The sequence below is a fragment of the Polaromonas sp. CF318 genome, assembly GCF_000282655.1.
GTDB lineage: Bacteria > Pseudomonadota > Gammaproteobacteria > Burkholderiales > Burkholderiaceae_C > Polaromonas.
Map to the genome: position 1 here is coordinate 30,857 of NZ_AKIV01000092.1, position 15,648 is coordinate 46,504.

At 68.7% G+C, this 15,648-nt stretch carries 7 protein-coding genes; 4 read left to right on the forward strand and 3 right to left on the reverse strand.

Annotation, left to right across the window (positions count from 1 at the left end; all coding sequences use genetic code 11):
- Nucleotides 1-80: 80 nt before the first annotated feature.
- Nucleotides 81-9,806 (reverse strand): YDG domain-containing protein, encoded by a 9,726-nt coding sequence (locus tag PMI15_RS17260; RefSeq protein WP_162130766.1) that lies wholly within the window; start codon nt 9,804-9,806, stop codon nt 81-83.
- Nucleotides 9,807-9,845: 39 nt separating this feature from the next.
- Nucleotides 9,846-11,573 (reverse strand): ShlB/FhaC/HecB family hemolysin secretion/activation protein, encoded by a 1,728-nt coding sequence (locus tag PMI15_RS17265; RefSeq protein ID WP_007871897.1) that lies wholly within the window; start codon nt 11,571-11,573, stop codon nt 9,846-9,848.
- A 320-nt stretch (nt 11,574-11,893) separates the two neighbouring features.
- Here PMI15_RS17265 and PMI15_RS17270 point away from each other — a divergent pair, with 320 nt between their 5' ends.
- On the forward strand, nt 11,894-12,130 hold the full coding sequence (locus PMI15_RS17270; RefSeq protein ID WP_007871898.1) for a DUF2061 domain-containing protein: 237 nt from the start codon (nt 11,894-11,896) through the stop codon (nt 12,128-12,130).
- A 25-nt stretch (nt 12,131-12,155) separates the two neighbouring features.
- On the opposite strand, the gene PMI15_RS17275 is transcribed toward PMI15_RS17270, so the two are convergent.
- Nucleotides 12,156-13,271, reverse strand: coding sequence for a 5-methyltetrahydropteroyltriglutamate--homocysteine S-methyltransferase (locus PMI15_RS17275; RefSeq protein WP_007871899.1), 1,116 nt, complete (start codon nt 13,269-13,271; stop codon nt 12,156-12,158).
- A 151-nt stretch (nt 13,272-13,422) separates the two neighbouring features.
- On the opposite strand from PMI15_RS17275, the gene PMI15_RS17280 reads away from it, so the two are divergent.
- The 3 genes from PMI15_RS17280 to PMI15_RS17290 form a co-directional block, all read left to right on the forward strand.
- A complete protein-coding gene (locus tag PMI15_RS17280; RefSeq protein ID WP_007871901.1) occupies nt 13,423-14,517 on the forward strand; it encodes an aromatic ring-hydroxylating dioxygenase subunit alpha in 1,095 nt (364 codons plus the stop codon).
- A 7-nt stretch (nt 14,518-14,524) separates the two neighbouring features.
- Complete coding sequence (locus PMI15_RS17285) at nt 14,525-15,301, forward strand: GntR family transcriptional regulator (RefSeq protein WP_007871903.1); 777 nt, start codon at nt 14,525-14,527, stop codon at nt 15,299-15,301.
- Between the two features lie 36 nt (nt 15,302-15,337).
- The coding region (locus tag PMI15_RS17290; RefSeq protein ID WP_007871905.1) for a ferredoxin--NADP reductase at nt 15,338-15,648 on the forward strand (311 nt) is incomplete at its 3' end.

Sequence of the window (15,648 nt, forward strand, 5' to 3'; positions counted from 1 at the left end):
CCGCCGGAAATGGCGCCCGGGCAGCCATTTCTGTCCGTAGAAACAAGCTGAAAAAGGAAGGCGGCGCCGGACGGCGCCGTTTACTGCCCCTGGCCTGCTTCCACCGGGTCGGCCAGGCATGCCACACGGCTGCCCGCGCCCGTGCAATCGGCCTGGGCCGGGCCGTCGGGGCTGCGTGTATCGGGAAAGCCCGCCAGGCGAAAAGCCGGCGTTTGCGCTGCTTCGGCCAGCTCTGTGGCGGGCCGTATGCCGGCCGCGCGGCGGAAAGCCTGCTCGCGCCTGTCGTCGGCCTCCAGCACCGGCAGCGCCGTTCCGTTGGCCATGCGTACGTCGCCGGTGCGCTCGGCCATATTGGCCGGCGCCGGCGTAATGCTGGCCGTCGTAGCCGCCGTGGGATTGAGGAGCACATAGTTGCCGGCGTCCGCACCCGACAAGGTAATGCCGGTGATGCTGACGGGTTTGCCGCTGCCGACGGCGGGGGTGTCGAAGTTGCCGGTCGCCGTGCCCACCGTGAGCACGTCCGTGCCAATACGGCCGGTAAATGCGGCAGCGCCGGTCGCCAGCGTGGCGGCGGTGGTGCCGTCCTGCACCTTGTCTGCGGCGGTGATGCCGCTGACGTTCGCGATCGAGGCCGGCGTGATGGTGGCCGTGGTGGCGGCCGTGCTGTTGACGCTGTAGTTGCCGGCATCGGTGCCCGTGATGGCGATGCCGCTGACGCTGACAACCTTGCCCGTGCCCACATTCTTGTCGGCAAAATTCGCGGCTGTGTTGCTGGCGCTGAGCACGTCGCCCGCGACACGGTTGTCCGTCAGGGTCACGCCTGCGGTGGTGTTGCCGTCGTAAACCTTGTTGCTTCCCGTGGCGCTGACCGTGAGGGCGCGCTGCGTGATGTCGGCCGTGGTCGCGGCCGTGGTGTTGACGCTGTAGTTGCCGGCATCAGTGCCGGTGATGGCAATACCGCCGACGTTGACCGTTTTGCCCGTGCCGACGTTTTTGTCGACGAAGTTGGCGCTGGTATTGCTGGCGGTCAGCACATCGCCCGCGACGCGGTTGTCGGACAGGGTCACACCGGCGGTGATGTTGCCGTCGTAAATCTTGTTGCTTCCCGTGGCGCTGACCGTGAGGGCACGCTGCGTGATGTCGGCCGTGGTGGCCGCCGTGGTGTTGACGCTGTAGTTGCCCGCGTCGGTACCGGTGATGGCGATGCCGCTCACGCTGACGGCCTTGCCGGTACCCACATTCTTGTCACCGAAGCTGGCAGCGGTGTTGCTGGCAGTCAGCACATCGCCCGCGACACGGTTGTCGGTCAAGGTGACCGTGGCAACCGTGCCGCCGTCATAGACCCTGTTCTGGCCGGTGGCGCTGACCGTGAGGGCGCGCTGCGTGATGTCGGCCGTGGTCGCGGCCGTGCTGTTGACGCTGTAGTTGCCGGCGTCGGCGCCGCTGATGCTGATGCCGCCCACGTTGACGGTCTTGGCGATGCCCACGTTCTTGTCGAGGAAGGCGGCCGAGGTGTTACTGGCGCTGAGCACGTCGCCGACCAGCCGGTTGTCGACCAGCGTCACGGTGGCAGTGGTGCCGCCGTCGTAGACGCGGTTCTGGCCGGTGGCCGTGACGGTTAGGGCCCGCTGGGTGATGGTCAGGGCGCCGTTGGTGGTCGCCAGGGTGTAGTTCTCGTTGTTGGTGACGCTGGTAGTGATCGCCACCGGGCCGGCGGCGACGGCCGTCCTGTCCACCGCGGTGGTGCTGTAGCCGACGCCCACGCCGGCGGCGGTGTCGCCGTCGATCAGGCCGCTGACCACGCCGGTCAGCAGCGGGTTGCTGTCGCCATAGACCTTGGTCTTGTTGTCGGCCGTGACGGTCAGGGTTGGTGCGATGCGGTAGAGGAAGGTGTTGGCGCCGCCGGCCGGCACATAGCTCGCGTCGCTGTTGTAACGCTTGCTGTAGCCGGTGACGCCTTCAAGCGTCGCGCCCGGGTCGCCGCTGTAGACCAGGTAACGGCCGGAAGCAGCCACGATGCCGCCCGCACCCACGTTGTTGATGAGCTGGCCGCCGGTACTGACGCCGGCCGCATTGGAACTGCCGGCCTTGAGCACCACGGCATCGCCGGTGGCGGAAGAGCTCACGGCGTTGTTCAGCGTGAGGTTGGAAGCCGCGCCGGTAGTTTCGATTTTGACCGCGCCGCTGGCCGTCACGCCCGCCGTGGCGCCGACCGTCCCCACCGCCAGCGCGCCCGCCTGTTTGTAATCCACACTGCCGGCGTTGGCGGCAAGCGTCGTGACGGCGTTGCCTGCGTTTGCGAACGTGTAGCCGCCTGTGCCCGTTAACGCAAGTCCGGAGGCGGCAATGGCGCCCGACTGGCTGACAGTACCGCCGGCGGACAAGGTGGCGTTGGCTGTTGTGGCCAGTGCCGCCACGTCAAATCCGGCGGCGCTGCCGTACTGAATGGCCCCCGCCGCATTGGCCGTGTCCGCGGCGTTGCGCGACTGCAGGTTAATGGCGGTGCTGGCGTTGCCGCTGTTGTTGAGTGTGATGGCACCGCCGGCGTTGACCAGGGTCTTGACCTTCAGCGTGCCGGCCGTGATGTTGCCGGTGCCCGCCGTCTGGGTGACCGCGCCCAGTGCGACCAGGTCCAGCGTGCCGCTGCCCACGTTCGAGGCGGTGCCGCCCACGCCCAGGTTGATGGCGCCCGCGCTGCGCACAAAGGCGCTGGCGTTGCCCGTGGTGTTGACGCTGAGGCTGGTGGCCGCCACGTCGATGCCGTTGCTGGCGTCCGTGCCGATCTGGCCGTTGGCATTGAGTGAGACGTTCTGCGCGGTGATGGTCTGCACGCCCGCATCGGTAATGCTGCCGGCATTGAGCGTCAGGGTCTTGCCGGCCAGGCTGACCGGGCCGCCTATCGTCATCACGCCGGTGCTGGCGGTGTCGCCGATGACGATGGGGCCGGTGGCGCCGGTGGCGAAGGCGGTGATTTCCGCGGCCGTGAGGTCAAAGCCGGAAGCGCCGGCCAGCGACATGGCGCGGTTCGCGGTCTTGGCCTTGAGCGTGAGCACGCCGCTGGTGGCCAGCGCATTGTTGCCGGTGTTCGCGGCGATGGCGACCGTGTCGGCCGTGATGGTGATGGGGCCGCTGCCGGCCGTCACGTCGATGTTGGCGTTCTGCGTGTACGTGCCGGTGCCGGTGTCTATGGCGACCGCGTTGTTGGTGGCGCTGATGTTGCCCGCCACCACCGTGCTGTTGTTGCCGTTGTTCAACGCGAAGCCGCCCGCCGCCGTGATCGCATTCAGCGTGGCAATGTTGTTGGCCTGGGTGCCGAAGTTGAGCGAGCCCGCACCGGTGCCGGCCACGGCCAGCGAAGCGGCCGCCACAGCGCCGGATTGCGTGATGTTGCCGCCGGATTGCAAGGTGAGCGCGCCAGTCGTGCTCGCTGCGGCCACGTCAAAGCCCGTAGCGTCGCGGTAGCTGATGGCGCCGGCGGCATTGGCCGTGTCGGCGGCGTTGCGGGCGCGCAGGTCCACCGTGCCGGCTTCGTTACCGGCATTGTTCAGCGTGATGTTCGCCGCGGCTGCGGACAGGGTTTTGGCGCTCAGCGTGGGCGCGGTGATGGCGCCCGTCTGGGTGATGGCGCCGCCGGCCACGACCGTCAGGCTGCTGGCGGCCGTGGACGTGCCCAGCGCGATGGCATTGCTGTCCCGCAGCGAGACATTGTTGCCGCTGGTCACGGCGACGCTGGAGAAGTTATTCGTCGCCGTCGCCAGCGTGATGTCGTTGGCCGCGCCGGCCGCCAGCGTGGTCGCGCCGGTCACGGTAAGCGCGCCGCTTTGCGTGATGGCGCCGCTGGTGTTCACGGCCAGCGTGCCCGAGACGGTGGAAGTGCCCAGCGTCAGCGCGTTGGCATCCGTGAGGCTGACGTTGAGCCCCGACACCACCGACACCGCGCCGGTGAAATCGTTGCCCGCGTTGTTCAGCGTGATGTTGTTGCCGGCGCCGGCCGTGAGGGTGGCGGTACTGGCCTTGATGGCGCTGGTCTGTGTAAGGGCGCTTCCGGCCGTCAGGGCCAGTGCATTGACATTGAGCGCGCCATTGAGACTGATGTCGCCGGTGTCGGCGCCGCTGGTGGTGGCCGTCAAGGAGGTGGCGCCGGTGACACCCGCCGAGGCGCCGCCCATGGCGCCCACCGCGATGTCGTTGGCCGTCACGGTCAGCGCCGACAGGGCCAGGTTGGCACCGGTTGTGCCGGTGATGGCGACGTCGCCATTGCCTGCCTGCAGCACCAGCGCGCGGCCCGAAGCCTGGCTGTTGACGGCGCCGTCAAACTGGATGTTGGCACCGACACCCGCGCCGGCATTGCCGCCGCGCGAGTCCAACGTGATGCTGGCCGCGTTGAGCAAGGCATCGTCCTTGATGCGAATGGCACCACCGGCGCCTGAGACCGCACCGCCGGCCTGGTTGCCGCCCAGCGCCGTGAGGCCGCCGGCCAGCGTGATGGTGGGCGTGGCACCCGCCGCATCGAGCGTGATGCTGCCCGCGTTGCCGCCGGCCGCCACGCCCGTGCCGCCGTTACCGCCCGTGGTGGTGATCGCCGCGACCGACACATTGCCGCCGGTGGAGGCCAGTGATACCGCCGCGCCCTGGCCACCGGCCTGGCCGGCGCCGACGCCGTTGCCGCCTATGGCGCTGAGCGTGCCGCTACTGCTGATGGCCGTGGTGGAACTCACGGTGATCGCGGCGCCGTTGCCGCCCGTGCCCGTACCGCTGCCGTTGCTGCCGTTGGCCGTGATGGCGGCCGTGGTGACGCCTGCGCCGGAGATGTCCACGGTTCCGGCGTTGCGGCCGTTTGCCGTGCCGGTGGCTGCGCCGCCGGTGGTCGTGATGGCGCCCACGGCCACCGTACCGCTCGCGGCCGATACGCTGACATTGCCGCCGTGGCCCGAGGTGCCGCCCAAGGTGGAAATCGTGCCCGTGGTGAGGTTGCCCGCAGTATTACTCACGCTGATGCTGCCGGCCGTGCCGCCCGCACCCGTGCCCAGCGCATTGCCGGTTTGCGCGGCCAGGGTGCCGGTGCCGATGTTGCCGCTGCCGCTGTTGTTGACCGTGATGCTGCCGGCATTGCCGCCGGCCGCATTCGTGCCGGCCCCCGCGCCGCCGCTGGCCGCCAGGTTGGTGACCGTGATGCCGCTGTTGCCGGTGATGGAAATCGCCGCACCGTTGCCGCCGGCCTGGTCGCCGGCCGCGACGCCGTTGGAGCCGTTGGCTGCGATGGTGGTGGCGGTGAGCAAACCGCCCGTCGCCTGCAGCGTGACGGCGCCCGCGTTGCGCCCGCTTGTACCGGCGTTCGCCGTGCCGCCGCTGGAGATGATGGCGCCCGTCGTCAGCACGCCGGCCGTCGAGGTGGCGTTGATGACGCCGCCGTGGGCGTTGGCGCCGCCCGTGGTGGTCAGCGCGCCGGCCGTGACGGTGCTGCCGCTCAGCGTGATGCTGCCGGCCGTGCCACCGGCACCGGTGCCGGTGGCGCCGCCGGTCGAAGCCGTGATGCCCGCGGCGACACCCAGCGTGCCGCTGCCGGTGATGCTGACCAGGCCGGCACTGCCGCCGGTCTGGTTGGTGCCGTTGGCCGCGCTGCCGCTGGCGGTGATGAGGCCGGTGACGGAGCGGTTCACGCCCGTGATGGTGATGTTGCCGGCGTTGCTGCCGGCACGCGTCCCTGCGGCCAGCGCCGTGCCGCTGGTATTCAGCGTGCCGGTGACCGTGGCGCCCGCCTGCGAGGCCAGCGTGACCGCGCCGCCGTTGCCGCCGGCACCGCCGCTGCTGTCTATCGCACCGGTACTGAGGTTGGCGCCGGCCGCATTGTTGGTGATGCTGATGCTGCCGGCCGCGCCGCCTGCGCCGGTGCCCACCGCCGCGCCCGTGCGCGCCGTGAGCGCACCCAGCGCAATCGCGCCGGTAGTGGCGGAGTTGTTCTGCACGTTGATGCTGCCGGCATCGCCGCCGTCGCCGTTGGTCGTGCCGCCCGCGCCGCCGCTGGCGCTAATGGCGCCGGTGGTCACGGCATCGGTTGTCGTGATGCTGATGGCCGCGCCGCTGCCACCCTTCTGGCTGGACGTGGCCGCCGCCGCACCGCCAGAGGCTGTGATGGTGCCGGTGCCCATGTTGAGGCCGCCGCCGCTGATGGTGACGCTGCCGGCATTGCGGCCGGCCAGACCGCTGACCGTGGTGCCGCCGCTGGTGGTGATGTTGTTGTTGAACACGGACACCTGGCCCAGCGCCGACAGGCTGACATTGCCGCCGTTACCCTTGGTGCCGCCCGTGGTGGTGATAGCGGTGGTCGATAGTGTCCCCGCCGCCGCGGTGTTGGCCACACTGATGCTACCGGCCACACCGCCGGCGCCAGCGCCCACGGCATTGCCGGTTTGCGCCGTCAGCGTTCCGGTGCTGATATTGCCGCTGCCGCTGTTGTTGACCGTGATGCTGCCGGCATTGCCACCGGCCGCGTTGGTGCCCACGCCCGCGCCGCCGTTGGCGGCCAGGTTGGTGACCGTGATGCCGCTGTTGCCGGTGACGGCAATCGCCGCACCGTTGCCGCCGGCCTGGTCGCCCGTCAGCACGCCGCTTGTGCCGCTGGCGGTGATGGTCGTGCCGGTCAACAAACCGCCTGTGGCTTGCAAGGTCACTGTGCCGGCGTTGCGGCCGGCGGTTGCGGCATTGGCTGCGCCGCCGCTGGCGTTGATGGCGCCGGCAGTGAGCACACCGGCGGTCGAAGTGGCACTGATACTGCCGCCGTCGCCGTTGGCACCGCCCGTGGTGGTTAGCGTGCCCGTGGTCACGGCCGTGCCGCTCAGCGTGATGCTGCCGGCTGTGCCGCCCGCGCCTGTACCGGTGGCCGCGCCTGTTGACGCCGCGATGGCCACGGTGCCCAGCGTGCCGCTGCCGGTGATGCTGACCACACCGGCATTGCCGCCCGCCTGGTTGGTGCCGTTGGCCGCGCTGCCGCTGGCGGTGATGAGGCCCGTGACAGAACGGTTCACGCCCGTGATGGTGATATTGCCGGCGTTGCTGCCGGCGCGCGTGCCCGCGGCCAGCACCGTGCCGCTGGTGCCCAGGGTGCCGGTCACGGTCACGCCGGCCTGCGAGGCCAGTGTCACCGCGCCGCCGCTGCCGCCCGCGCCGCCCGCGGTGTTGATGGCACCGGTGCTGAGGTTGGCGCCGGCCGCGTTATTGGTGACGCTGATGCTGCCGGCCGTGCCGCCGGCGCCGGTGCCTGTGGCCGCGCCGGTTTGCGCGGCCAGTGCCGCCGTCACGATGTTGCCGCTGCCGCTGTTGCTGACGGTGATACCGCCGGCATTGCCACCCGTTCCGCTGGCGCCCACGCCAGCCCCGCCGCTGGCGGTAATGGCCGCGCCGGCAATGCCGCCCGTGGCGCTGATGGAGACTCCGGCCGCATTGCCGCCGTTGCCGGCCGTGTTGCCGGCCGTACCGCTGGCCGTCACGGCACCCAGCGCGGTGATGGCGCCCGCCGCCGTGATGTTGATCGCGCCGGCATTGCGGCCCGAGGTGTTGGCCAGGGCCGCGCCGCCGGTGCTGGTGACGGTGCCCGCGCTCAGCGCGCCGGCGGAGTTGAGCGTAATGGCGCCGCCGTCGCCATTGCTGCCACCCACGGTGCTGATATTGCCGGTGCCCAGGCTGGCGCCCGCCGCGCTGTTGGTGACCGAGATGCTGCCGGCCGTGCCGCCGGCGCCGGTGGTCAGGGCATTGCCGGTATTCGCCGTCAACCCCGCTACCGCAATATTGCCGGCGCCGCTGTTGGAGAGGCTGATGCTACCCGCGTTGCCGCCCACCGATGGGCCGGTGCCGCCTGCGGCGCCGCTGGCCGTGAGGGTGCCGGTGGCGCTGATGCCGTTGGTGGAAGTGATGCCGATGTTGCCGCCGGCGCCGCCGGTTTGCCCCGCGCCCGACCCGGCGGAGCCGTTGGCCGTGACGGCGGCAACCGTGACGCCCGCACCTGTGATGCTGACGGCGCCGCCGCTGCGGCCCGGGTTGCCGGCGCCGGTCGCACCGCCGGTGGCAGTGATGGCACCGCTCAGGTTGATGGTGCCGGTCGCGTTGAGCGTGACGTTGCCGGCGTTGGTGTTGGCCGCCCCGGTGGTGGTGATGGTGCCGGCGGCGGTGCTGGTGATGCTGGCGCCGGAAAGGTTCACGCCGCCGGAGGCCGTCAGCGCGGCATTCAGGGCAATCGTGTTGCCGGCTTCAAAGCGGACCTTGTTGCCGGCCGTCATGGCCAGTGCGCTGGCCAGCGTGATGTTGTTCGTGGCCTGCAGGTAGAGCTCGCTATAGCCGGTAACGTCGGCGACCTGGATGGTGTAGGTGCCGGCGGCCGGCGGGTCGGCGAAGGCCACGTCGGGCGTGCCGTCGGCATTGTTGGGCGGTGAGGCCTGGACCGAGGTGTTGATGAGGATGTCCTGCGGGTCCAGCAGCACCCGCCCGCCGCTGCCGGCCGGCGCGGCCACGTCAACGCTGCCGTGCAGGTCCAGCAGCTGTTTGCCCGAGACCTCGACAAAACCGCCGTCGCCGCCGTTCGCGCCGCCGCGCGCGCTGATGGCACCGCTGTGCCGGGTGTCGCCGTCGGCCCAGACCACGACCTTGCCGCCGTTGCCGCTGTCGGTCGCGTCGGCGCGTATCGCAGCGCCCGCGGCGATGTAGGTGCGCGAGGCGTTCTGCACGGCCGCATTGCCGCCCTGGTAGTCGCCGCCCACCAGCGCGGTGCCGCCACCGGCGGGGCCGGACACGTCGATGGAGGCGCCGCTGTCCAGCGCCACCTTGTCGCCCAGCACCCGCACCGTGCCGCCGCTCTGGCCGGGCGCCGTGCCGCTGGCATCCAGCGTGCCCGAGACATGGACCACGCCGGTGCCGCCGCCGCTCAGCACAATCATGCCGTTGCGCTCCACCGCCGAGTTGGCGCGGATCACGCCCGACTGGTTGATGACGGTGGCCATCGCGTCGCCCATGGCGTTGGCCAGCACGGCGACCTGGCCGCCCGCGGCGGCAATGCTGCCGCTGTTGTTGATCGCGGCCTGCGCGGCCGCGGCGTCCACCGAGAAGCGCACCAACCCCGCGCCCGAAGCGTCGACGGACACGCGCGAGCCGGCCAGCAGGCCGACGGAGCCGGCTTCGGCACTGATGGCGCCGGTGTTGGTGACCTGTGGCGCGGCCAGCAGCACGTAGCCGCCGCGCGCGGCGGCGATGCCACCGTGGTTGCTGACGGCGCCCGTGCCCGTACCGCTGAAGTTGTAGCGCCCGGCCATGAAGTCGCCGTTGCTGATGTCCAGGCTGGAGGCGACCAGGCCGCCTACATTGACCTGCGCGCCGGGAGCAAACATCACGCCCGAGGGGTTGACCAGGAAGACCTGGCCGTTGGCGCTCAGCGAGCCGAAGATGGACGAGGCGCCGTTGCCGATGACGCGGTTCAGCGCGACGGACGCGGCGCCGGGCTGCACGAACTGCATGGACTGGCCGGCGCCTATGTTGAAGCTTTGCCAGTTGAGCACGGCCTTGTCGCTGGCCTGGTTGACCACCATGGCGTTGGCCGAGGGCGTGCTGACGCTGGCCTGGCCGGCCACTACTTGCGCGCCTTCGGGCAAGGCGGTAGCCCAGGGCGAGACAGCGGCCAGCAAAGCCGCGAGCAGTTGCGACAGGCGGCGGCCGCTGCGGATGCGGTAGGTGGCGCGAAGCTTGCGCGAGAGACGGACCACCACCGTGCGCACGGCCCAGGGGCGGTAGGCGGCGTGGGAGCTGGAGGCGGTGGTGGTCATGATGGACATTCGGAAGTGGGGGGTAGGCCGGGTCTAGTACTAGAACCAGGTCTGGGCCGAGAGCCAGGCGCGCGGCGCGCGGTCCGGATCGCCAGTGGAGGGCTGCGCGGGCGTGGTGCGCCACGCCAGGTAGCTTTTGATGAGGAACTTGCCGGGCCGGCCCAGCGTGGCGCCGACGCCGAAGGAGCCCAGGCTCAAGGTATTGGCATTGCCGGGCACGGTGGCGCCGTTCTGGTTGAAGCGCACGCGCCCGAAGTCGTAGAACGCGAGCAGAGTCAGGGGCTCGCCCCAGGGTGCTTGCGGGAACTGGTAGCGCGCCTCGAGGTTCAGCAGCACGCCGGCGTCACCCACGCCTTCGCCCACCGGATAGCCGCGCACGCCGTTGGGTCCGCCCAGCACCATTTTTTCGGCCGAGCTGAGGTTTTTCGAGGCGAGCTGGGCCTGGGCCGCGAAGTGAAAGCTGTGGGGCGCGTCAAAAAACTGCGCGCGCTGGAATTCCAGGTTCAGCTTGCTGAAGCCGCCCGCCGTGCGCAGCCCGCCCAGGCCGTCGTCCAGCGCCTGGTCGGCGGCATTGAGCGTGAGCCGGCCCAAGGTGAGATTGAGGGCGTAGCTGTTCAGGCCGCTGCCGCCCGCCGCATCGTCGACGAAGTTGCCCGCCAGGCCCAGCCTGAGCGCGCGGATGTCGCGCTCGCTTTTGAGCGCAGGCGTGCGGGTCTCGTCGACCAGCTTTTTTTGTTCCGCGCTGATGAAGCCGTAAAGATTGGCGCCGCGCCCGCGCAGCAGGGGCTGGGACAGGCTGATGCCGGCGATGTCGGCGCTGCCGCTGGCGCCCAGCGCCTCGAACTGCTTGCCCAACGCGTAGTCGAGCCGCGCCAGGCTCAGGCCCAGCCGCGTGCCGGAAGCGCCCACCGGCACGGTGTAGCCCAGGCGGTAAAGGGTGGAGCCGGCCTGGTCGCTGCCCTGGGCACTCAGGGCCAGCACGTCGCCGCGGCCCAGCAGGTTGTTGAGATTGGCGTTAAGCACGGCGCGCACGGCGCCGGCGGTGCGCGCACCGTGGTTGTCGATGCTGGCGGAGCCGTCGATGCGCGGGCCCTTGGCCTGCACGGTGACCAGCACGTCAGCCTGACCCGGGCGCTCGCCGGGCTGGACGGTCGCGGCGGCCTCGAAGCCGGCCAGGTCGCGCAGCAGCAGCACGGGTTTGTCGAGCGCGTATTCGGTGACGGCGTCGCCTGTCTTGAGCTGGCCGGCCACCAGGCCTTCGGCAAAGGCCTGCGAAATGCCCGCGCCTTCCACACGCACCGTGACGCGGCCCACGCGCGCTTCGAGGATGGCGATGGTGACACTGCCGCCCTGGGCGGCGAAAGCCTGCTCGGGCAAATAGGCCTGCGTGAGCAGGTAGCCCTTTTGCCGGTAATAGGCGCTGACGCTGTTGGCCGCTTCGGTCAGGCCGGCGATGTCGGTGGGCTGGTTAAGGCGGGACGCGAGCAGGGCGGCCAATAGCTCGCCGGAGAACACCGTGTTGCCGGTGAAGCTGAATGCCGCCGGCGTGATGCGGGCCGCGCCGGGGGCGGGCGGCGTGGCCTGGGGTTGCCGCAGTTCCAGCGGTGGCTCGCTGCGCGACGGCAGCAGGGGCAGGGCGCCAGGCGACTCCAGCAAGGTGCCGGCGTCCGGCCGCAGCTGGGCCAGCGCAGGCGCAGCCCCGGCGGCGCAGGCAGCCAGAACAAACCAGGCCAGGGCCCGAAGCGGCAAAACATGAGGACGGGACAAGAGCAAACCCCTAAGCCAGATTGCAACAAAATGTTGTAAACAGGTTGTAGTCTTTTGGGTTCATTCTGTCCAACAGTTTCCCTGTTCGGGGCGCAGTTTTAGCGCGTATCTGTTTGTTTTTTCACACTTTTTTGGTGTCGATCGGGTCAGGCGATGAGGTGACCCTCAGAATGTTGCAATCTGTAAAAACCCGTCCCGATGGCTGTTTGCAGGCCCAGGCGCTATGGATTGTTTAGGCCGAATCAATTGGCCAGAAGATTAGTCAATCTCTACTATTAGTAGCAGATCAATCGCTTTTAGCTATTTCAAAGGAGAGGCTGATGACTGAACTTGTGCGCGCCAACCTGCCCACCCTAAAAAAAACCGCCAGCTATTACGTGGTGCACGTGACAGTGGCGGCGCTGGTGGCCTATGCGGTGACCGGCAGCTTTCTGCTGGCGATCACGCTCAGCCTGCTGGAGCCGACAGTGCAGGCTTTTGCTTTTTTCTTCCATGAAAAGGCCTGGCAGCGCTGGGGCGGCCAGCGAGCGGCCGCGCCCGCGGCGGCGGGCGCCTAGCGTTCAATGTAGCGGGTGATACGGCTCAGGCCGTGCCCCAGACTTCGCGTGCGGTCTCTACGACCAGCCGCAGCTTGTTGCGCTGCGCCTCGACGGCGATATTGTTGCCGTGCACCGTGCTGCTGAAGCCGCACTGCGGTGACAGCGCGAGCTGCTCGAGCGGCGCGTATTTCGCGGCATCCTCGATGCGGCGCTTGAGGTCGTCCTTGCTTTCCATTTCGCCGAACTTGGTGGTGACCAGGCCCAGCACCACGGTCTTGCCCTTGGGCAGGTAGCGCAGCGGCCGGAAGTCGCCGCTGCGGCTGTCGTCGTACTCGAGGAAGTAGGCGTCCAGGTCCATCTCCTTGAGCAGCGCCTCGGCCACCGGCTCGTAGTTGCCGGCCGCGGCATGGGTGCTCTTGAAGTTGCCGCGGCACAGGTGCATGGCCAGGGTCATGCCGGCGGGTTTTTGCGCGACCACCTTGTTGATGAATTTGGCGTAGCGGTGCGGCAGCTCGTTGGGATCGTCGCCGCGCTGGCGTGCCGCTTCGCGCATTTTTTCGTCGCAGAGGTAGGCCAGGTTGGTGTCGTCCATCTGCACATAGGTGCAGCCGGCCGCGGCCAGGCTGCGCAGCTCGTCGCCATAGGCCTTGGCCACGTCGTCGTAAAAGCTGGGCTCGAGCTCGGGATAAGCCTCCTTGCTGATGCCGGCGCGGCCGCCGCGAAAGTGCAGCATGGTGGGCGAGGGAATCGTGACCTTGGGCGTGTTGCCGGCGCTGACCTGGCTTTTGAGGTACTGGAAGTCGGCAAGCTGGATGTCCTTGACGTGGCGCACCTTGTCGATCACACGCATCACGGGCGGTGCCAGTTCCATGCTGCCGTCGGGCCGCTGTATGGTGACCGGGATGTCGGTCTTCACGCCGCCGATCTGCTCGAGGAAGTCGATGTGGAAGTAGGTGCGGCGGAATTCGCCGTCGGTGATGCTTTTGAGGCCCACGTCCTCCTGGAACTTCACGATTTCGGTGATGGCCTGGTCTTCGACCTTGCGCAGCTGTTCGGGCGTGATCTGGCCCTTGGCTTTCTGCTCGCGGGCTTCCAGCAGGTATTGCGGGCGCAAAAAGCTGCCGACATGGTCGTAACGGGCGGGTAGTTTGGCGGTCATGGGAAAGTCTCCAGGGTTGGCGAGTTGGCAAATACAGGCATCATGGTATTCCAGCTAGAAGCAAGCTCATTGAATACAATGACTCCGTATTTACCCTGAGTTTTGGCCATTTACTTGGCTTTTTGGCGATTTATGTATACATTGAGTATCCATGGATGCTAAAAAACCCACTTTCCCGCTCAACGCCTGGTATGCCGCCGCCTATGACGTTGAAGTCGGCCGCAAGCTGCTGGCGCGCACGATCTGCAAGCAAAAGCTCGTGATGTTCCGCCGCACCGACGGCCAGGTGGCCGCGCTGGAAGACGCCTGCTGGCACCGGCTGCTGCCGCTGTCCATGGGCTCGCTGGACGGCGACGAAGTGACCTGCGGCTACCACGGCCTGGTCTACAACGCCCAGGGCCGCTGCACCCATATGCCCAGCCAGGAAACCCTGAACCCCTCGGCCTGCGTGCGCGCCTTTCCGGTGCTGGAAAAACACCGCTTCGTCTGGATCTGGCCCGGCGACCCGGCCAAGGCGGACCCGGCGCTGGTGCCCGACATGCACTGGAACGACGACCCGGACTGGGCCGGCGACGGCAAGCTGATCACCGTGAAGTGCGACTACCGCCTGGTGGTGGACAACCTCATGGACCTGACCCACGAGACCTTTGTGCACGGCTCCAGCATTGGCCAGCGCGCCGTGGCCGAGGCGCCTTTTGTGGCCACGCACGGCGACCGCACCGCCACCGTGACGCGCTGGATGGAAAACATCGACGCGCCGCCCTTCTGGGCCGGGCAGATCGAGCATGCGCGCGGCTACAAGGGCAAGGTGGACCGCTGGCAGATCATCAAATTTGAAGCGCCCTGCACCGTAAATATCGACGTCGGTGTGGCCGAGGCCGGATCGGGCGCGCCGCCCAAAGACGGCCGGCCGGGCGACCGCAGCAAGGGCGTGAACGGCTTTGTGCTGAACACGGTGACGCCCGAGACCGACGGCAGCTGCCATTACTTCTGGGCCTTTGCGCGCAACTATTGCCTCGCCGAGCAACGCCTGACACACCAGCTGCGCGAAGGTGTGGCCGGCATCTTCCGCGAGGATGAGCATGTGCTGGAGGCCCAGCAGGTCGCGATTGAGGAACACCCGGACCACCAGTTTTACAACCTCAACATCGATGCCGGCTCCATGTGGGCCAGGCGCCTGATAGACCGCATGGTCGCGCAGGAAGCGCCGCCGGCGCCTGTGATCCCGATACGGCTCGCGGCCTGAACCTTCTATGAAAACACTCAATATGGCCAACGCAGGCAGCCCAGCCAACGCCCCCGGCAACAGCCTGGAGAGCGCGCAAGTAAGGGCGCAACTGCAGCTGCGCGAGATGATCCTGGCGGGCGAGCTGCCCGGCGGCGCGCGCATCGCCGAGCTGTCCATCGTCGAAAAGCTGGGTGTTTCGCGCACGCCGATACGTGCCGCGCTGATGCGGCTGGAGCAGGAAGGCCTGCTCGAATCGCTGCCCAACGGCGGTTTTGCGGTGCGTACCTTTTCCGAGCGTGATGTGTCCGAGGCCATCGAGCTGCGCGGCACGATTGAGGGCCTGTCGGCGCGGCTGGCGGCCGAGCGCGGCGCGCCCACGGTGGTGCTGGGCGAAGCGCGCGAATGCCTGAACCGCATCGACGCGGTGCTGAGCCAGCCGGCCCTGAACGACGAGGCGTTTTCGGACTACGTGGCGCTCAATGAACGCTTTCACGCGCTGCTCAGCGAAATGGCGGGCAGCGAGGTGATCGCGAAAGAACTGGACCGTGTCTCCAGCCTGCCTTTTGCCTCGGCCTCGGGCTTTGTGGTGGTGCAGGCCAACTCGCCGCGCGCGCGCGACATGCTCATCGTGGCGCAGGACCAGCACCGCCAGGTGCTGGACGCCATCGAGCAGCGCGAGGGCTCGCGCGCCGAAGCCATCATGCGCGAGCACTCGCGCCTGGCCCAGCGCAACCTGCGCGCCGCCGTGGCCAGCCACAACCTGGACCAGATGCCGGGCGTGCGCCTTATCCGGAAGAAATGACGTCTGCGGACGAGAGCCCACACCACGGAAAACTGAATGAAAGCCAACGCTACCTGGACCGACGCGGTCATTGACTCTTTTGAAGACCTCACGCCTACCGTGCGCGAGTTCCGCATACGCCCCGCGGACGGGCAGGGCGTGCCGCGCCACGAACCCGGCAGCCATTTGCAGGTGCAGCTGCTGGTGGGCGGCAGACCGCAGCAGCGTTCCTATTCCCTGGTCGGCGAGCCCGACGGGCAAAGCTGGCGCATCGCGGTGAAACGGCTGGACGACGGCCGCGGCGGCTCGCGCGCGATGTGGCAGCTGGCCGCCGGCGACCGGCTGGAGCTCAGCGGGCCCCACAAACA